The 20,546-nt window shown below is 37.5% G+C and carries 14 protein-coding genes; all 14 read right to left on the bottom strand.

Annotation, left to right across the window (positions count from 1 at the left end; genetic code table 11):
• Positions 1 to 225 precede the first annotated feature (225 nt).
• Positions 226 to 1,755 carry a glutamine-hydrolyzing GMP synthase gene (guaA, locus tag AB1278_RS15695; protein ID WP_202843941.1) on the bottom strand — a complete coding sequence of 510 codons (1,530 nt, stop codon included), beginning with the start codon at positions 1,753 to 1,755 and terminating at the stop codon, positions 226 to 228.
• A 173-nt stretch (positions 1,756 to 1,928) separates the two neighbouring features.
• Positions 1,929 to 3,167 (bottom strand): phosphoribosylamine--glycine ligase, encoded by a 1,239-nt coding sequence (purD, locus tag AB1278_RS15700; protein WP_411413702.1) that lies wholly within the window; start codon positions 3,165 to 3,167, stop codon positions 1,929 to 1,931.
• An 89-nt stretch (positions 3,168 to 3,256) separates the two neighbouring features.
• Entirely contained in the window at positions 3,257 to 4,774 is a 1,518-nt protein-coding gene (gene purH / locus AB1278_RS15705; RefSeq protein WP_411413701.1) for a bifunctional phosphoribosylaminoimidazolecarboxamide formyltransferase/IMP cyclohydrolase, read from the bottom strand.
• Between the two features lie 175 nt (positions 4,775 to 4,949).
• Positions 4,950 to 5,516, bottom strand: a complete 567-nt coding sequence (gene purN / locus AB1278_RS15710) for a phosphoribosylglycinamide formyltransferase (protein WP_062670812.1) — start codon at positions 5,514 to 5,516, stop codon at positions 4,950 to 4,952.
• Positions 5,517 to 5,590: 74 nt separating this feature from the next.
• The gene (purM, locus tag AB1278_RS15715) at positions 5,591 to 6,583 is read right to left on the bottom strand and encodes a phosphoribosylformylglycinamidine cyclo-ligase (protein ID WP_202843952.1); all 993 of its coding nucleotides are present in this window, start codon (positions 6,581 to 6,583) and stop codon (positions 5,591 to 5,593) included.
• A 289-nt stretch (positions 6,584 to 6,872) separates the two neighbouring features.
• Positions 6,873 to 7,424 (bottom strand): NADPH-dependent FMN reductase, encoded by a 552-nt coding sequence (locus AB1278_RS15720; RefSeq protein WP_429815550.1) that lies wholly within the window; start codon positions 7,422 to 7,424, stop codon positions 6,873 to 6,875.
• 37 nt (positions 7,425 to 7,461) lie between these two features.
• The gene (locus tag AB1278_RS15725; RefSeq protein WP_034696330.1) at positions 7,462 to 8,190 is read right to left on the bottom strand and encodes a pirin family protein; all 729 of its coding nucleotides are present in this window, start codon (positions 8,188 to 8,190) and stop codon (positions 7,462 to 7,464) included.
• Positions 8,191 to 8,668: 478 nt separating this feature from the next.
• Positions 8,669 to 10,087, bottom strand: coding sequence for an MFS transporter (locus AB1278_RS15730; protein ID WP_395973058.1), 1,419 nt, complete (start codon positions 10,085 to 10,087; stop codon positions 8,669 to 8,671).
• Positions 10,087 to 10,605, bottom strand: a complete 519-nt coding sequence (locus AB1278_RS15735) for a nuclear transport factor 2 family protein (RefSeq protein WP_202843956.1) — start codon at positions 10,603 to 10,605, stop codon at positions 10,087 to 10,089. The genes AB1278_RS15730 and AB1278_RS15735 overlap by 1 nt, the downstream gene beginning before the upstream one ends.
• A 9-nt stretch (positions 10,606 to 10,614) precedes the next feature.
• Positions 10,615 to 12,474, bottom strand: a complete 1,860-nt coding sequence (locus AB1278_RS15740; RefSeq protein WP_429815555.1) for a glycoside hydrolase family 13 protein — start codon at positions 12,472 to 12,474, stop codon at positions 10,615 to 10,617.
• A 238-nt stretch (positions 12,475 to 12,712) separates the two neighbouring features.
• On the bottom strand, positions 12,713 to 14,869 hold the full coding sequence (locus AB1278_RS15745; protein WP_110009357.1) for a glycoside hydrolase family 97 protein: 2,157 nt from the start codon (positions 14,867 to 14,869) through the stop codon (positions 12,713 to 12,715).
• Between the two features lie 75 nt (positions 14,870 to 14,944).
• On the bottom strand, positions 14,945 to 16,063 hold the full coding sequence (locus tag AB1278_RS15750) for a SusE domain-containing protein (RefSeq protein ID WP_343639846.1): 1,119 nt from the start codon (positions 16,061 to 16,063) through the stop codon (positions 14,945 to 14,947).
• An 18-nt stretch (positions 16,064 to 16,081) separates the two neighbouring features.
• A complete protein-coding gene (locus AB1278_RS15755) occupies positions 16,082 to 17,662 on the bottom strand; it encodes a RagB/SusD family nutrient uptake outer membrane protein (RefSeq protein WP_343639843.1) in 1,581 nt (526 codons plus the stop codon).
• Between the two features lie 5 nt (positions 17,663 to 17,667).
• Entirely contained in the window at positions 17,668 to 20,436 is a 2,769-nt protein-coding gene (locus AB1278_RS15760; protein WP_343639841.1) for a SusC/RagA family TonB-linked outer membrane protein, read from the bottom strand.
• Positions 20,437 to 20,546: the final 110 nt, after the last annotated feature.

A 20,546-nucleotide genomic window follows, 5' to 3' on the forward strand; every position in this document is an offset into this window, starting at 1 on the left:
GCATCTGAAATAAAGCCTCAGGAAGCGAAAAGTTTTATTTACTTTTATTTAATAGGCACTATGTTAACAAGTTATGTCATTTTCCATAAACATATACTCTTCAAGCTGATATATTGCTTGTTAATTGCTTTAAATATTTTACTGATCATTTCTTCATTGAAACAGTTTTAACAAAAAAATCCTACCCAAAATGGGCAGGATTTATATTTAAATTCAAGTCAAAAATTATTCCCACTCAATCGTTGCAGGTGGTTTGCTTGAAATATCGTAAGCTACTCTGTTGATTCCTCTTACTTCGTTGATGATTCTGCTGGAAACGGTATCCAGGAACTCGTAAGGAAGTCTGCTCCACGTTGCCGTCATAAAGTCGATGGTATTGGCAGAACGAACTACAGCTGTATATTCATAAGTTCTTTCGTCACCCATTACTCCTACAGATTTTACAGGAAGAAGGACTACAAATGCCTGAGATACTTTTTCGTAAAGGTCATTTTTGTATAATTCTTCGATGAAGATATCATCCGCTTCCTGAAGGATTCTTACTTTCTCAGCATCTACCGCTCCCAATACTCTGATTCCTAATCCAGGACCTGGGAAAGGGTGTCTGTATACCAGGTGATGTGGAATACCCAATTCTTCTCCTACTCTTCTTACTTCGTCCTTGAAAAGCTCTCTTAATGGCTCTAATAATTCGAATTCCATATCTTCAGGAAGTCCTCCAACGTTGTGGTGTGACTTGATTACTGCAGATGGTCCATTAACAGACTGGCTTTCGATAACGTCAGGATAAATGGTTCCCTGAGCTAAGAACTTAGCACCTTCAATTTTGTGAGATTCTTCGTCAAATACGTGGATGAATTCGTTTCCGATGATTTTTCTCTTTGCTTCAGGATCGTCTACTCCGGCTAGTTTTGAAAGGAATCTTTCTTTAGCATCCACCATTTTAATGTTCATATGGAAATGCTCTCCATACTGATCCATTACTTTTTTCCCTTCATCCTTTCTCAATAATCCCGTATCTACGAAGATACAAGTCAACTGATCACCGATGGCTTTGTGGATCAAAACAGCGGCTACAGAAGAGTCTACACCTCCTGAAAGTCCAAGGATTACTTTGTTGTCTCCTACTTTCTCACGGATTTCCTCAACTGTTTTTTCGATATAGTTGGTCAGTTTCCAGTTTTTCTCTGAGTTACAGATTCCGAAAACAAAATTTTCAAGCATCTTTCCACCTTCTTCTGTATGAGAAACTTCCGGATGGAACTGAACGCAGAAGATTTTTTTGTCTTCATTGGAGATAGAAGCAATTACGCCTGATTTTGCATTTAATTCAAAACCTGCAGGCAATTCTCCTACTTCGTCAAAGTGGCTCATCCAAACAACAGAGTTCTGAGTAACTCCTTTTAATAAAGAGCTTTCTTTAACGATCTCTAAGTTGGCTTTACCGTATTCTCCTTTCTCTCCTTTGTTTACTTTTCCTCCTAAAAGGTGAGCCGTCATCTGCATTCCGTAACAGATTCCCAATACAGGAACTCCCTGCTCGTATAATTCTTTCTCAACCAGGTGGGCATTTTCTGCATTTACAGAACTTGGTCCACCGGATAGGATGATTCCTTTTGGCTGTTTTGCTAAAATATCTTGTAATGGTGTATTGTAAGGCAAGATTTCAGAGTACACGCCCATCTCACGGATTCTTCTTCCGATAAGCTGGTTGTACTGGGATCCGAAATCTAAAATAATAATACCGTTGTTCATTTTTGATAATTGATAAATGATGATTAATTTAAAAGCTTTAAGCTAAAGGCTTCAGGCTATAAGCTTTCTATACTGCAATAAACATATTGCCTGTAGCCTAAAGCTTATTGCTTACTTAACTGTTTTACAAAAAAAGACTTGGATTAGCTCCAAATCTTTTTTCGTGATTTTTATTAAAACTTTCCGATGTCTTCTCTGTAGAAGCCGTAATCGAAATGTACGTGCGCTGCATCTTCGTAAACTTTTTTGCGGGCATCTTCGTAGGTAGCTCCTGTAGCCACAATGTTCAGTACTCTACCGCCATTGGAAACCACTTTATCACCTTTCGTGACTGCTCCTGCATATAAAAGTTTACTATGTTTCAGTTTGTCTTCTCCTGTAATTTCGAAACCTATTTCGATATTTCTCGGATATCCTCCTGAACACATAACAAGGCAAACTGCTTTTTCGTCTTTAAACTTAAGCTCAATGTCTTTTCCTTCCATACAGTCCTGGATTACATCTAAAAGATTGTTTTCCATTAATGCCATCAATACCTGAGTTTCAGGATCTCCGAATCTCATGTTGTATTCAAGAAGGTAAGCTCCGTTTTTCGTTACCATCAATCCGAAGAAGATGATTCCTTTAAATCCGAAACCTTCAGCTTTAAGACCTTTAACAGTAGGCTCTAAGATGTTTTTCTCAAAATCTGCGTAGTGCTCCTGAGTAAATTCCGGACTTGGCGCTACTGAACCCATACCTCCTGTGTTAGGTCCTGTATCTCCGTTTCCAGCTTTTTTATAATCTTTTGCCGCTACACAAGGGAATAATTTTTCCCCGTTAGAGAAAGCAATAATAGACGCTTCAAAACCTTGTAAATATTCTTCGATAACTAAACGAATACCGGCATCACCATAGATTCTTCTGATCATGAAATCGTGGATTGTAGCTTCCGCCTCTTCAAGAGTATCACAGATTACCACACCTTTTCCGCCTGCTAAACCACTTGCTTTGATTACCAGAGGATACTGCTGTGTCTGCACATATTCTTTTGCTTCGTTATATGAATCAAATACCACAGCTTTAGCTGTTTTGATATCATAGGTCTGCATAAATTTCTTAGAGAAAGCTTTACTTCCTTCCAGGCTCGCTACTTTCTGAGTAGGCCCGAAAACCTTAAGATCATGCTTTTTAAATTCGTCCTTGATACCCGCTACAAGAGGAGCTTCAGGACCTACGATCGTAAGATCAATTTTTTCTTTAATAGCGAAATCTCTAAGTTCTTTGATTTCTGATAAATGAACATTTTTCCCTATTACATCGGTAGTAGCATTCCCGTTGGCAAAAAACATTTTAGAAATTCTTGGGTCATTCTGAAGCTTTGCCGCTAAAGCAGATTCTCTACCGCCTTCACCTATGATTAATATTCTCATACTTTATTTATTATCTAGTCTTAATTTACAAATATATAATTTTGAATGCTAAAAATACAATCCCTAATTATTTTTTAATTCTATTTTAATTAGTGGAAAAAATGTCTGACACCTGTAAACATCATTGGAATACTGTGCTCGTTTGCTGCCTCAATACTATCCTGATCTTTCACACTTCCACCCGGCTGAATAATCGCCTTGATACCTTCCTGAGCGCAGAAATCTACCACATCACGGAAAGGGAAAAATGCATCTGAAGCCAGTACTAAATCTCCTGAGAATTTTTCTTTTGCTCTTTCGATAGCCTGCTGTGTTGCCCAGATTCTGTTTACCTGTCCGCCTCCGATACCGAATGCCTGAATTCCGTTGGAAACTACGATTGCATTAGACTTCACATATTTTACTACTCTCTGAGAGAAAAGTAATGCTTTTTTCTGTTCTTCTGTAGGCTGTACTTCCGTTACCACTTTGATATCATCTGAGAAGTGAAGGTCATTATCCTGAACAAGGATACCTCCGTCTACTTTCACCCAGGTCTGTTTGTCTGAAACAGGGTTTACGATTTTGATGATTCTCAGGTTTTTCTTTTTTCTTAAAATTTCTAGGGCTTCTTCATCAAATTCAGGAGCCATTACAATTTCAAGGAAAGTTTTATTTAATTCTTCAGCTGTAGCTGCATCAATTGTATAGTTCATTGCAACAATTCCGCCAAAGATGGAAACCGGATCACATTCGAATGTTTTCTGGTACGTTTCCAATGCTGAAGTTCCGATCGCAACGCCACAAGGGGTAGAGTGTTTTACGGCACAACAAGCCATTTCTTCTTTGAACTCCGTTACCACTTTCCAGCAAAGGTCCATATCACGAAGATTGTTGAAAGAAAGTTCTTTACCTCCAAGCTGTTCAAAGTCTTTCATCGCTCCGTTTTCGAAAGTAGAAACGTAGTAAGCTGCTGTCTGGTGAGGATTTTCTCCATATCTTAGATCTGCTACTTTTTTATAAGAAGCATTCAGATAAGTAGGATATTCTTCATCTAAAAGCATTCTTGAAATAGCCGCATCATATGCAGAGGTAAGGTTGAATACTTTTCCTGCAAGTTTTTTACGGGTTTCGATATACGTATCACCGTTTTGCTCCATTTCAATTTTCACTGCTGCATAGTCTTCAACATCAGTGATTACTGTTACAGAATCAAAGTTTTTCGCTGCAGAACGAAGCATTGAAGGTCCACCGATATCGATAAACTCTACTTTTTCATGTAAAGAAATGTCTTTGTTTACATTTTCAAAGAAAGGATAAAGATTTACGATTACCATGTCAATCAGACCAATTCCGTGTTCCTGAACGGTTTTCATGTGCTCTTCATTGTTACGAACAGCGAGCAATCCACCGTGAACTTTTGGGTGTAAAGTTTTCACTCTTCCATCCAACATTTCAGGGAAATTGGTAACCTCATCAATCTGAATAGGATTTAAACCAGCGTCTTTCAAATGTTTGAACGTTCCTCCTGTAGAGATCAACTCATAATTCTGAGCTTCCAAAAACTGTGCGAATTCTATTAATCCACTTTTGTCAGAAACACTGATTAAAACTCTCTTTTTACTCATTTTACTTTCAATTTTTTACTTTTTACAGCTATTTCAAACTGTGTCCGGGTCTTTCACCTCCGAACTTACTTTTATTTTACTTAGATTTCTTTTTATTAATGTAACAATGTATCAGTCCAGCAATGTAAAAATACCTTCAACATTGGTAAATTGGTACACTGATACATTGTTATATTTATTCATTTCCCAGGACCTTATTGATCGCTATCGGAAATATTTCATATTCAATCTGGTGAACTTTCTGAGCCAGGGTTTCAGGAGTGTCCTCAGCGGTTACTTCGAAAGACTTCTGAAGAATAGCTTCTCCTTCGTCAATCCCTGGTGTCACAAAATGTACAGTTGCCCCACTCTCTATTTCTTTCGCTTCAATAACTGCATTGTGAACGTTCATTCCCCACATTCCTTTTCCTCCGAATTTCGGAAGCAAAGCCGGGTGAATATTGATTATTTTACCATTCCAGTTTTCACAGAATTCAGATTTTAAGATGGATAAAAATCCTGCCAATACAATCAGATCTGTATTTTCAGGGATTACTTTGGCCAATTCGCTGCTGAAGTTCTTTCCTCTCGGAATGAGTATGTTTTCTATATTGTGATTTTTTGCTCTTTCCAGTCCGAAACATTCTCTGTCTGCTACCACCAAAGTTACTTTTGCATTCTGGATTTCTCCTGAATCGATAGTATCAATGATTCTCTGCAGATTGGTTCCTGAACCGGATACGAGTACAACAATGTTCTTCATTATTCAGATGTTAGATGTCAGATTAAAGATTACAGACTTACGTCTGATATTTAAGATCTGAAATCTGATGTCATTTAAAATTTCAAATTAATTTTCTCTGCTCCTTCAGTGATTTCTCCGATTTCGTAAGCATCATCTAAAAGGTGCAATACTTTTTCAGCATGTTCAGCATCTACAACGATTACCATTCCTACGCCCATATTGAATGTTCCGTGCATTTCTTTACGTGCCACTCCACCTCTTTTTTCAAGTTCAAGCATCACACTAGGAATTCTGATTTTTGATTCGTCGATAGAAGCACAAAGTCCTTCCGGAATAATTCTTGGAACGTTTTCGTAAAGACCACCTCCTGTGATGTGGGCAATTCCTTCTACTCTTACTTCTTCCAATACTTTGTGAATATCTTTGTAGTATAGTCTTGTAGGAACTAAAAGCGTCTCGTATAATGGTTTTCCTTCAAACTCTTCCTCAAAGTCCGGGAATACTTTTCGTACTAAAGAGAATCCGTTTGAGTGGAATCCTGAGCTTGGTAATGCAATAATTTTGTTTCCAGCTTTGATCTTAGAACCGTCAATGATCTGGTCTTTTTCTACGATTCCTACACAGAATCCGGCAACATCGTAATCTCCAGGCTGGTACATTCCGGGCATTTCAGCAGTTTCTCCTCCAATCAGTGCACAGTTGTTATCCTTACAAGCGGCAACCATTCCTAAAACGATTTCTGCAGCGATTTCCGAATCCAGCTTTCCGCAAGCCAGATAATCCAGGAAGAATAAAGGTTTAGCACCGTGGCAAAGAATATCGTTGGCACACATTGCGAAGCAATCTACCCCGATAGAATCATATTTTTTAGTATCTAAAGCTACTTTCAGCTTTGTTCCTACTCCATCTGTTCCTGATACAAGAACCGGATTTTTGTATCCTCCGATTTCATAGAAAGCACCAAAACTTCCCAAGTGGTTCAGTACATTGGAATTGTGGGTTTCACCGACCGCTTTTTTGATCTTGTCAACCGTTTTGTATCCTTCTTCTTTGTCTACTCCTGCTGATTTGTAAGTGTTGCTCATGTCTGCTTAGATTTTTAGATATAGGATTTCAGATCTCAGATTTCAGATGATTCTTATCTTGTATCTGACGTCTTGCGTCTTCTTATCTTTTAATATTTCAATTACTTTTATACTCAATTTTAGAAAACAAAAAAGCCGACAATCTTTTCAGATTATCGGCCGTTATTTTATCTCAGAATTTCAGAGCCCACAACTTTCCCTTTATGAGAAAAACATTGTTTATAGGAGGTCTGAATTTTCATCTCTTTTCTTTTTGCAAAAATAGTAATTTTAAATGAATATTCAAATTCTATTTTTCAAGGATTGTTTCAATGGCTGCAATCTTCTTAATTTTTTCTTTTAACTCACTGTCTTTCTCTTCATTAGAAATTTTCTGAGCGACTTTATCAAAGTTATCATTAAAGAAAGGAAGTGAAAAAGTTTCTACCACATTTCCTCCGTGGAAAGGGAAACGCTTTGATGCTGCTTCCAAAACACCTGCTCCACCTCTACCTCCGGGTGATGTAGACATCAATAGCATTGGTACTTCGTTCCAGACTGTTCTGTCTTTGATTCTGGATACCCAGTCGAACACATTTTTGAATGCTGTAGAATACGTTCCGTTGTGCTCTCCCAAAGAAACAAGTAATACATCAGCACCGTCAATTTTTGCTGCGAAATCATGAGCTTCCTGTGGAACACCGCCTGCTAATTCTCTTTCGTGTTTATAGATAGGCATTTCGAAAGGGTTTAAATCGATTACTTCTACTTCTGCATTTTCAAATAACGTTGATGCATAGGCTACCAACTGCTTGTTCATTGAAACTTCTGAATTACTTCCTGCTATTGCTAAAATTTTCATAGGTGAGGTTTATTTTTAAGATTACAAATTTAGTTTTTTATTTAAGATAAGACGGTAATTCCATTGGTACTTCCATTAATAATACTTCAGTGTCTTCTACCGCTTCAATATTAAAGCTCTGTGTATCCCAGATTCCTAATCCGTCTCTTTCATTCAGGACACGGTCTCCGATTTTTGCGCTTCCTTTTAAAACAAACGCATACACTCCGTTTCCTTTTTTGTTGAGCATATAATTTTTACCGTTTCCTTTTTTAAAGTTGGCCAGATTGAACCATGCATCCTGATGAATCCAAACTCCGTCATCATTTTTATTGGGAGATAAAATCTGCTGGAATCCATTGATTTTTTCCCCTTCTTTGATACTTTTCTGATCGTATCTCGGTTCAACATTCTGTTCTTTTGGGAACACCCAGATCTGAAGGAATTTTACTTCTTCATCTTTATTTTTATTGTATTCGCTGTGCATAACACCGGTTCCGGCACTCATCACCTGAATTTCTCCTTTTCTGATCACCGCTGTGGTTCCCATGGAGTCTTTATGTTCCAGATCTCCTTCCAAAGGAATGGATATAATTTCCATATCTCTGTGCGGGTGTGTCCCGAAGCCCATTCCCTGCGAAACGGTGTCATCGTTCAATACTCTTAAAACGCCGAAGTTGGTTCTATCTCTGTTTTGATAGTTGGCAAAACTGAATGTATGGTAAGAATTTAACCATCCGTGGTTGGCATGGCCTCTTGAATCTGCTTTATGATATACTGTTTTCATTTTCTGTGATTATTTATGGTACAAATGTACGGGATGTGGGTGTTTAAAAAGTTGATGTAGGTTAAGAAAGGAAATTGGAGAAGTAAAAAGGGTGAAAAAGTGAAAATATAGGCTAGGTTGGATTACGCAAAGACGCGATTTTTTGCATTTGATATGTTTTTAGGGCGCAAGGATTTTATCTGGGATAAAATTTTATACTGGATATTTTTTCTTCCAATGATTAAACAAGTGCAAGCATCTGTGATATCTGTGAAAATCTGCGGGAGATTATTGCAATCTTAAGATCAAAAAATAATAAGCATACGAAGGATAGGTTTTAAGTTTTGGCTCTAAAGCCAATTGATGGATGTTTAAAAAGAAAGCGGGCTAAAGCCCGCTTCTATTGAATTTCATTATAGTATTAAATCTAAATTAAAGTTTTCAATGCAACTTCTAATTTCTAACTTCTAATTTCTAGCTTCTAACTTCTAATTTCTAGTTAAAAATGTACCTGCTTGATTTCTTCTTCAATTTCCTTAGCGGTTTCATCTTCAGATTTCACAAAAATCATGGTCACTACAGCTCCAATCAGCATGCAAACGCCTCCTACCACAACATAATCCATCGCCTGTTTTCCGAAAATCCCGCTTACGATGGGACCTCCGAACAAACCATTGATGATCTGAGGAATCACAATAAAGAAATTGAATATTCCCATATAAACGCCCATTTTCCGTTGTGGAATCACCTCAATAAGCATTGCATAAGGCATTGCTAAAATACTTGCCCAGGCAAAGCCTAATCCGATCATTGAGATCCATAAATTGTTGACATCTTTAATGAAATACATGGAAACCAATCCCAAACCTCCACATAATAAAGCTAAAGCATGAGTCTGCTTTTTACCAATCTTTTTTGCTATTGGAGTCAGCAGAAATGCGAACGGAATCGCCCAGAGATTGTACATTCCGAAGAGCTTTCCGGTAAGGTCACCTGCATCATTGAATGCCTTGGAATGGGTATCTTCCGGGGAAAGTCCGAAATGATGAGTGGCCAGAGCACTGGTGGTAAATACCCACATGGTAAACAATGCGAACCATGAGAAAAACTGAACAATTCCCAGCTTTTTCATCTGCAAAGGAATTGCTGCAAAATCTTTGAAAATATCTGAAAACTTAGAATTATGTTGGTCTGCGTCTTTTCCATCTTCAAAATCAGCAAATTCCTGTGGAGAATATTCTCTGGTTGTCATGATCGTGTATAGAATTGATATGATAAGCAATCCCGCGCCAATATAAAAAGAGTAAATAACATTATCTGCTACAAATCCTGCCGGTGCTTCATTGGAAATCCCCATTTTTGTTAACCAGTCCGGAAGATAAGAGCCTAATACCGCTCCGATTCCAATCAGAATTGTTTGTACAGAAAATCCTATCGTACCCTGATGTTTCGGGAGCATATCTCCTACCAAAGCCCGGAAAGGTTCCATGGCAATATTCACTGAAGCATCCATCATGGCTAAAAATATTACCGCTAACAAAAGTGCATTGGCGGCAAACATCTGAGTAACGGATGCTGCATTTGGAAGGAGAACCAATCCTATCGCACACAAAACAGCGCCAATAAGGAAATAAGGCTTTCTCCTTCCCAACGGACTCCATGTATTATCACCCATATGGCCGATAATAGGTTGAACAATGAGTCCTGTAATAGGAGCCACCAGCCAGAACCAGGATAATTCGTGAACATCTGCTCCTAAATTCCCCAGAATACGGCTCGCATTTCCATTCTGTAATCCGAATGCCATCTGAATTCCCAGGAATCCCATGCTCATATTGATAATCTGGAGCATGGATAAGTCTGGCTTTTTCCTTTTTCCTACCTTCCCAGTATCGTATTTCCCCATCATTATTGCCATTACGACTTCAGTTTTTGAATTAATGCATCTTCGATAGGGGCCTTCTCAATAACCACTTTATCAACAACCTCATTAGGCACTGTCACAGAAAGAACATATTGTTTTACCTTCCAGCTTCCGTTGATTTTCTCTACCACTCCTGAGCCTCTGCAGATCTTCATCTGTGTATCCAGCAATTCGTCAAACCAGGCCAGTTTTCCGTCTTTGCTGAAGTAAATATTTCTTTTAAGGGCTTTAAAATTCCAGGTTTTCTTTTTGTCAAAATAAGGTTTTGCCCATACCATAAATGCTTTTTTGTCCCAGATTTCAGTAGCGTCTGTACCGATAAAGGTAGATTCATCTGCAAACAGATTAAAATAGGCATCATAATCTGCTTTTGCCGCCATTGCATTGAAGGTATCAAGCATGGTAGTGATTTCCGATTTTTCTTTTTCAAATCCGGTCTTCGACTGTGCTGTAAGTAAAGAAACCCCCAGTAAAAAAAGGATTAATGTATAAGCAGTCGTTAGTTTTTTCATAGGTAATTATTATTTTTCTAGTTCAATGATGAATGGCGTTTTTGCCGGAATATTCATGCTCTTTTGCAATGAAATTTCTTTGTCTGAAATAATTTCTTTTCCTTTTGTAAATCCATTCAGCGATTCTGCAAACCGTTTCAGATCTAACGTCTGATCTTTTTCATTATTGTTGACCACCACCATTACCGTTTCTTTTTCATTATATCTGAAATAAACAAAAACACCATCCTGAGGAACGAAATTTTTAGTTTTTCCATGATGTATCACGTCTTTGCCTTTTCTCCAGTTCAATAACTTCTGAGTAAACCGGAAAAATTCTTTCTGCTCCGCAGTTTGAGCGGATGGATTGAAAGCGTTTTGTGTGTCAGATTTCCAGCCACCAGGAAAGTCTCTGCGGATATCTGCGTCACCACCGGTCTTTTTATCTCCTCTCATTCCTATTTCAGATCCGTAATAAATCTGCGGAATTCCTCTTACTGTCGAGATCAGAGTGAGCGCCATTTTATAGGCATCTGGATTTGCATTAAAGATTTCGTTCCATCTTTCGGTATCATGATTTTCAAAGAAAACAAGGGTATTATTGATATCCGGATAAAGGAAATCGCTGGTAAAAGAATCGTAAATACGAATCATTCCTTTATCCCAGCTTTCTTTTTCTTTGAGTGCTTTAGGCATATTTTCAAACAGCATAAAATCCATCACAGAAGGTAAATTTGAATTGTACCCTTCTATTTCTCCTATCTTCGAATTTTTCTGCCATGCTGCAATTTGAGCTGCTGTATACAGCCATGTTTCCCCTACGATATTGAATTTCGGATATTCATCGGTGATCGCTTTGGCCCATTTTGCCATGGCATCTTTATCATTGTAGGGATAAGTATCTACACGAAATCCTCCCAGTTCTGCATATTCTATCCACCAGATTGCATTTTGAATCAGATACTTCAGAACCAATGGATTTTTTTGGTTGATATCAGGCATGGTCGTATCAAACCATCCGTCCAGTGCATATTTTTTATCAATATCTGAAGCATTGGTATCAAACTGTGTTGTCGTTTTATAATTGGAACGTTTAAACCCTTTCTCTCCTTCATCAAACCAATGAATCCAGTCTTTTGAAGGAAGGTCTTTGATCATCCAGTGTGATCCGCCCCAGTGGTTGGTTACATAATCCATCACCAGCTTCATATTTCGCTTATTCAACTCCTGGGATAATGTTTTATAGTCTTCATTGGTGCCGTAGCGGCCATCTATTTTATAGAGATCAGTCTGGGCATAGCCGTGGTAGGAATACACTTTTTCGTTATCCTCATTCACAGGAGTAAGCCAGACCGCTGTAGCCCCCAGATTCTGAATATAATCAAGGTTGTTGATAATTCCACGAAGATCTCCACCATGCCTGCCGTTGGGAAGACTACGATCTGCTTTTTCGGTAAGTTCCGGTTTTGAATCATTCTTTTCATCCCCGTTGGCAAATCGGTCCGGCATGATCAGATACATAAAGTCTTTTGAAGTAAAAGACTCGCGGCTCGCAGATCCGGGATTTCTTTGCTTTAATTCATAAGTGTATGAACCAAGATTCTTTTTACCTTTTTTAATATTGATAGCAAACTTCGGAACGTTTATTTCGTTGGTATTGACTGTAATAAAAACATAGTTAGGATTATCTACTTTCCGGATGTCTTTGATCTGTATACCATCTGAAAGCGTAATCTCGTTTTTAGCCACTTCTTTTCCGTACACAAGAATCTGAAGTTCAGGATTTTTCATTCCTTTCCACCAGAAAGCCGGTTCTACTCTTTCCAGGTTTTTCTGGGAAAAAGCGAAAGAAGCTATAGAAATGGCGAATGCTGCATATATTGTCTTCATATTAGTGTTCAATTTAGCATTAAATTTTTATATATACATCGAAAAATATAAGAGAAAGTCTATTTTTTGACATCTTTTTACAACAACGATAAGATTAAGTATCTTCATATAGATTTCATCATGAATAATTGGATTTGGACAAAATGGGAAAATCAGCCAGACAGCGGATAAATACTTAAAAAAATACCCCGGAACATTAAAAAATCAATGAACCGGGGCACCTTAGTGTATCTTACAATTATTTTACTGGTTTAATAGAAATTGCGAAACCGCCGCTTCTTGCCATTTTAAAATTAATTTTCGATTTTCCTGTAATCTCTTTCTTATAGATATTATAACTTTGAGGATTATCGATATAATCGGCATCTTTTCCATCTTCATAGATGGTTGCCTCATATTTCTTTCCTTTGTCCAGGAATGAGAAATCTACTGTATATTCACGTTTGTTTTCATCGGTAATACCTCCTACAAACCAGTTTTCAGTTCCTTTTGCTTTTCTTGCTGTCACCACATAATCACCAGGTTCTGCAGATAAAATTTTGGTATCATCCCAATCTGCTGCCACATCCTTGATAAACTGGAACGCATCCATATGCTTTTTGTAGTTTTCAGGAAGGTCTGCAGCCATCTGAAGCGGCATATACATCGTTACATAAAGCGCCAGCTGTTTTACCAAAGTAGTTTTTACGAAACGGTTATCTCCAGGGAAATAATAGTCTAGTTTCGTCTGGAAAATTCCCGGTGTATAGTCCATAGAACCTCCCATCCATCTTGTAAACGGAAGAACCGTCTGGTGGTCCGGTTTATTTCCTCCGAATGCTTCATATTCTGTTCCACGTGCTGCTTCTGCAGAGATGTAGTTCGGATAGGTACGGCTTTCTCCTGTAGGACGTACAGATTCATGGGAATTAACCATGATTTTATAGTCGTTTGCTTTTTCAGCAATTCTATAATAATGATTAATGGTCCATTGAGAATAATGATGTTCCCCTCTAGGAATGATATCTCCTACATATCCTGTTTTTACGGCATCATAACCATATTTGTTCATCGTCTGGAAAGCTTTATCAGCCCATCTTTCATAGTTCGTGGCAGAACCAGAAGTTTCATGGTGCATGATTAGCTTGATTCCTTTTGAATGGGCATATTCATTCAACATTTTGATGTCAAAGTCCGGGTAAGGAGTAATGAAATCAAAAACAAACTCTTTTGAATGTCCGAACCAGTCTTCCCAACCGATGTTCCATCCTTCGATCAACAATCCCTGGAATCCGTTTTCTGCCGCAAAGTCAATGTATTCCTTAACTTTTGTATTGTTGGCTGCATGCTTTCCGTTTGGAGTAAGCTTAGCAAAATCTGTTTTACCTAAATGAACATTTTCAGCAGTAGAATATGCCCACTGAGATTTTCCGATGATCATTTCCCACCAGACTCCCATGTATTTTGTAGGGTGAATGTAAGAAGTGTCGGTATATTTTGTAGGCTCATTAAGATTGAAGATCATTTTAGAATCCATCACCTGTTCAGCTTTCGGAGCTACAATAATCGTTCTCCAAGGTGTTACTGACGGTGTCTGAATATATCCTTTTGCTCCCTGTCTGTCGGCAGTCAAATGCGTTTTGAATTTATAATTCTGTGCATCTACTTCAAGATGTGAAGCCGGATAATCCAATACAGCAGCTTCAGCAACGTTGATATACAAAGGCTCTTTTCCTTCTTTTTTAAGCATTAAAGGAGACTGAACTGCATTTTTCACCAGTGACTGGGAAGCGTTGGCATCATATGCTTTATCCCATTTTGAAGGAATCTCAGATACTTTTGTCTCCTGATACTGATACTCCTGAGAGTCGTAATCGGCAACCATCCACCATGCCTTCATATCGGTAGGGAAATCGATTTCAGAGTCTTCTTCTCTGATCACAAAGTAATTAAGATTTTTCTGCTGTGGGAATTCATATCTGAAACCCAATCCATCATTGAATAGTCTGAATTTCACTACAATACTTCTGTCTGTAGAAGCCTGGTTCAGGGTAACTGCCAGCTCGTTGTAATGATTGATATAATTTTTCTTTTCTCCTAAAACCGGCTGCCAGGTTTCATTTTTAGAGTCTCTTTTTTCATCTGTCTTTGCAAAACCGTTGTTCAGATCGTATTTTGCATCTTCTGGTTTGGCAATCTCAGAAGCGAACTTTATGGCTGTGTCTTTAAATAATCGCAATCCCAACTTAGAATCTTCCACCACTACCGCACCATTATACTTTAGGTTATAGTAAGGTACTCCTTCTTTCAGCTGAAAGTTCATTTCAAACTTCCCGTCCGGAGATTTTAAAGATTGGGCTTTCACACCTGTAAACATCATTGAGAGCAAAAGCGCTCCAACTGTAATTTTCTTCATAATGACTATTTATTAACTTAAAAAATAAAGTGCTGCGGTAAAGCAGCACTTTGCTTTATTTGAGTTGAGTTTGATTTACAATTTAGTAACGGTTAATTTGTAATATGCTGAATTGTGTAAATCCAGTTCAATTTTATAATTTCCTGCCTGAGAAACTTTATATCCAGGATCTCCTGTAACAGTTCCCTCTGAGCTTAAATAGGCTTGAACACCTGTTCCTGAAACCAAAGTCTGCTCTGCATCTTTTGGCTGGAACTTTATTGCCCAGTCATCATTGGCTCTGAATTTAAATACTCCTGTATTGGATAAAGCAATTGAATTGATAACATAGGTTTTGGTTGCAGGATTATAAACAAAATCCGTATCTGATCCCCATCCCGTAGGCGTTGCATCACCAATAACTCCGAAGTTGGCTAAAACTGAAGAGTAGGTATTGGCAGCCCAGTCTACTTTAATGTAGTAGGTTCCTGCTGCAGGAGCTTTTATGTTTTCTCCATCCGCTTTCAGTTTTCCGGAATTGGTACCATCATCTCCTTTATTTCCCGGCCAGTCCTCATTAATAGAAAACTTATATTTTCCATCATCAACACCGGTAACAGTATTAATCCATATAAATCCTCTGTATTTATCATTTTTCTCAGGTGAAAACAAATTCGGTGAGTTGCCCGGAGTCCAGTTGGCATAACCTGCAGCTCCTGCATAGCTACCCGGTACATTGATCTTCGGATATACTAAATCCGGATTCGGAGTATAAGGAGTTACCTTAACTGTGATTACATTCGAATAAAAAGCTGCGGGCCCTACAGAGGTTTTCAATCTTACCTCAATATCATTTACAGCATCCGGTACGGCACCAATAGAAAACATTGCTGCATTCATTGCTGCATGGGTAACAGCTCCTGAGGTCATATCATTAGAAAAGTCAATAGTAGCAGTTTTTTTGAAACTATTTCCCTTGATTCCAAATTCTAATTTTTGGTTGGGAACTACAGCAATACTAAAGGTTGGTTTTGTCCATGTAAAAGTAATTACAGCATCATTGGCATTAAGCTCATTAAGAACTATTGTACTCTTATCAGCAGCTATTTTACCTGCAGATGTTTCATTAACAACCGCCTGATCTTCATCTTTTTCACAAGAAAGAACTAAAAGTCCGGTAAAAACCAGGGCTAATATTTTGAATAAATTTTTCATTTTAAATAGTATTTAAAATTAATACCCAGGATTCTGAACTAAATTTGGGTTAGCAATAATATCTTTTGCAGGAATAGGATAAAGGTTTCTGTAGTCTTCAACACTTTTTCCGTCTTTAACACCTCCTTTCCATGGCCATAAATATGCTCCCGTAGTAAATTTACCATAACGTATAAGGTCTGTTCTTCTGGTCATTTCCCAGCCCAGTTCTCTACCTCTTTCGTCTAATATATAGTCTAGATTGATTGACGCTACTGTTCCTGCACTTGCGCGGGTTCTTAAAGCATTCACATATCCTAGTGCTGTAGCTGCACTTCCGCCACTTCCACCTCTTAATGTAGCTTCTGCATACATCAGATAAATATCTGCTAATCTAAAGATTGGAATATCTGTATCACAGAAGTTTCCTGAGGCATCAGATCCTGGCTTCCCATCACTTGTTAAATTTTTATATTTAACAAATGCATAACCGTCTGTAAAGACTCCCAAATCATTAATTTCAAGATTCTGACCATCTGTATAAAAACTTTTTCTTTGGTCAGAAGCTGATCCTGCAAATAAATTAACATAAGCTTTTGTAGTTCTTAGACCACCCCAGCCACCACTGATACCGAAACTAGAACCTGGCATACTTCCTCCTACTCCAGCATGGATAAGATATGTTGTACCTCCCGATGTTTGGATATGAACACCATCGAAAGCAATTGGAAATATAACTTCAGGATTATTTTTATCATTATCCGCAAGGAATAAATCAGCATATTTTGTTTTCAGAGAATATCCTGCCTGTATTACTTTGTTACAATATGTTATACAATCTGTATAATGGTTCGATCCGTTATATACCTGTGAGTTGAGATAAAGACGAGCAAGTAAAGACCAAGCCGCAGCTTTATCAACTCTTCCATAAGCATTCGCTTTTGGATCTTTAAGTTCTCCTGCTACTGCCATTAATTCACTTTCAACAAAATTAAAAAGTTCTGCACGAGTAATTCTTTTAGGTGGATTTACCGAACCTGGTAAATAGCTTTCGTCCACAAATGGAACATTACCAAATAAATCCAAAGCATAATAATAAGATAAAGCACGCAGATACCTTACTTCTGCCCTCATATATTTAGCTTCAGTTAAATTTGCTCCTGTAATATTATTCGATGCTAACTTTTCATCAGTTACATTTCTTAAAAATTCGTTACTTGTAGCAATTTGTGTAAAGATTCTGTAATATGCACCTTCAACAAATTCACTGGAAGAATCCCAGGTCATTTTATGAATTGTTTGCAAAGTACCATCGTTCCAAGCAATTACAGCTTCATCTGTTGGCAATGTTTGTAAGGTGTACAGTACCCTTGTATATTGTGAAAAGTTTCCATCAATTCCGTTGATATCAGAGTTTCCTCCATTTGCACTCTGTCCTCCATTTGCAAAACCTCCATAAATTTTTGCTAAAGCCATAGGGTAATTTGCAAAGTCCGTAAAAACACTTGCAGAAGTTACATCTGTAATAGGCTGCTGTTCTAAATCGTTAACACAAGATGTTACTGTAAGAATACTAAATAATGCTGCAACAGCAATTATATTTGTTTTAAATTTTTTCATTTCTCTTAAAATTGAAAGTTAAATCCTAAAGAATACACTTTTGGCATTTGATAATATCCATTGTCAATATTTCCAAATACTTCGGGGTCTATTCCGGAATATTTGGTAATCACAAATACATTTTGCAGCATTGCATATACTCTTACATTACTACCTTTATAGAAGATATCTTTAAAATTATATCCGGCATTGATATTATCTAATCTAAAGAATGAAGCATTCTCTACAAAAAGGTCAGAGAAATATTGAGGACTTGAAAATCTATAATCTGCTGCTGTAGAATATGTATTCTGCAGATAATTATTGGTTGTTAACGATTGAATAGAACTATTGGAAGCAGCATTATTATACACATAATTTCCTAATACAGCTCTTGCACTCAAACCAATATCCCAGTTATTGTGAGAAAACTTGGTATTAAAACCTATAATAGCATCAGGCTGTGTAGACTTATAATAATATCTGTCATTAACATCAATTTTACCATCTCCGTTTCTATCTAAATATACACCATCCAAAGGCTTTCCATTAACATCATAAACTTGTTGGAATACATAAAATGCATTAGGCTGACGCCCTACAGTATGAGCTTGAATTGTATTATTAACACCACCTTCAATTCCTCCTACTAAAATTCTGTACGTATCATCTGCACCATTAATCAGTTTAGTTATTTTTGATTTATAATGTGTAGCATTGAAGGACACTTCCCATGTAGTATTCTCTCTTTTTATTGGGACAAAAGTGATAGCAGCCTCAATACCTTTTGTCTGCATGTTACCTACGTTCAAAAGGTTATGATTACTTAAATCTCCTGCTGCAATAGGGGAATCTACGATCAGGTCTTTTGTATCTTTCTGATAAACATCAATGGAACCTGTGATCCTATTTTTTGCGAAACCAAAATCAATACCTGCATTTTTCGTTGTTGTAATTTCCCAGCCCAGATTCGGATTGTAAATCTCTGGTCTCATCATGAAAAAGAACTGATCTCCAAATTGATATTCAGCTCCGCTAGAACTTAAATTATAAGCAGCATAGGAGGGGTAATTTCGTGGTTTATTGGTATCCAGAGCAGGTAGTTCCTGTTGCCCTGTTTTCCCCCACCCAGCTCTTAATTTTAAAGTATTAATACCTGTATCTTTCAGGAAGTTTTCTTCATTAATTTTCCAAGCAACGGATACTCCAGGAAAGTTCCCCCAAACGTTGCTTTTTGTACCATTATAAAATCTTGAAGATCCATCTCTTCTGATTGAAGCGGAAAGGATATATTTATTAGCGATTGTAAAGATTCCTCTTCCGTAGAATGACAGAAGCACATTTTTGGTTTCAAAGTCATTGGTAAATGTATTCTGCCCTCTTCCTTTAAGTGTAGTAGAACCGGGAATAATTGTATGAAAGTCCTGGTATGCGTAACCTGCTGTAAGATCAACTGTTGTAGAAATAGAGGTAATTGTTTTTAAATAATTTAAATATGTTTCCAACAATTTATTCTTTTTCTCCATCGTATATTGGTTATAGGTTCCCAAATCAACGATACCTGCTCTATATATAGGACTTACGGTTTTTGCCCCGTTACTCTTAGAATAATCGTATCCTGCATTAACATTTACATGCAGATCAGGCAGAAAGTGTAGTTTATAGTCCAATTGAATATTTCCTAAGCCTCTCCAAACAGAAGATACATCATGTACCCCATTTAAAAGACCTAATGGGTTTGATGTACCATTTACATTCAGTCCGGTAACATTATTATTAGGATCTGTCCATTCATAATATCCTCCATATTTTGAATTCCCTGAATATACGGGCTGAGTTGGATCAAAATAAGTAGCAGCTTTAATAACTCCACCATCCACAAACCTGTTATCCGTAAAAGTACCTTTTGCATTAACATTTACGGCAAGGTGATTATCAAAAAACTTAGGATTTAAATTTAACCCCACAGATGTTCTTCTGAAAGAGTTTGTTTTTACAATACCATTCTGATCATTATATCCAAGTGATAAACGATATGGTAACCATTTAACTCCCCCTGAGAATGCAAGGTTATTATCTGTTCCCCATGCTTTCTGATAAATCTGATTCTGCCAGTTTGTGTTGGCATTGCCAAGCCTTGATGCATTTGTTGCAACAGCAGCATTTGTTTTTGCCAGATCATTTACAAAGGATCTGTATTCATCGGCATTCAGGACATCTACATTGCCCATTTTTGTTGAAACAGATGTAAGTGTTGAAAAATTCACTTTAAATCTACCAGCAGTTCCTTTCTTTGTGGTAATTAAGATTACTCCGTTCGAAGCTCTGTTACCATAAATGGCAGTAGCTGAAGCATCTTTCAGAATATCAAAACTCTCTATATCATTTGGATTAATAAGTGATAGAGGATCTGATGCACCGTTTACCCCTGAAAAATCCTGAGGAACACCATCAATAACAATTAATGGTGAGTTTTCACCATTCAAAGAAGAAGTACCCCTAATTCTGATTTTTGTACCCGAACCCGGCGCTCCACTGTTGTTGGTAATCTGTACCCCCGGCGTTTTACCCTGGATCAGCTGCCCGGCAGAAGTAGCTCCTCCATTGAAGTCTTTAGCCGTAACAGAAGTTATTGAACCGGTAAGGTCAGATTTTTTCTGTTTTCCATATCCGATTAATACAACCTCGTCAATCTTCTTCTCCTGAGGAAGAGAATCTTTTTTCTGCGCGTGCATTACTGTACTGGCCAGTAAAAAAGCGGGCGCGATTTTTAATACTGTTGTAAAATTCTTCACAATCTTATTTTTTTATAGTTTCGTTTTTTTAGTCATGTTCAGGCCTCAAGCCAGACTCGCAATTTAAAAAAAAATTAGAATTATTATAAATTTAATATAATTTTAGTTAA

Origin of the sequence: Chryseobacterium sp. NRRL B-14798 (genome assembly GCF_050470705.1) — a bacterium.
GTDB classification, from domain to species: domain Bacteria; phylum Bacteroidota; class Bacteroidia; order Flavobacteriales; family Weeksellaceae; genus Chryseobacterium; species Chryseobacterium cupriresistens.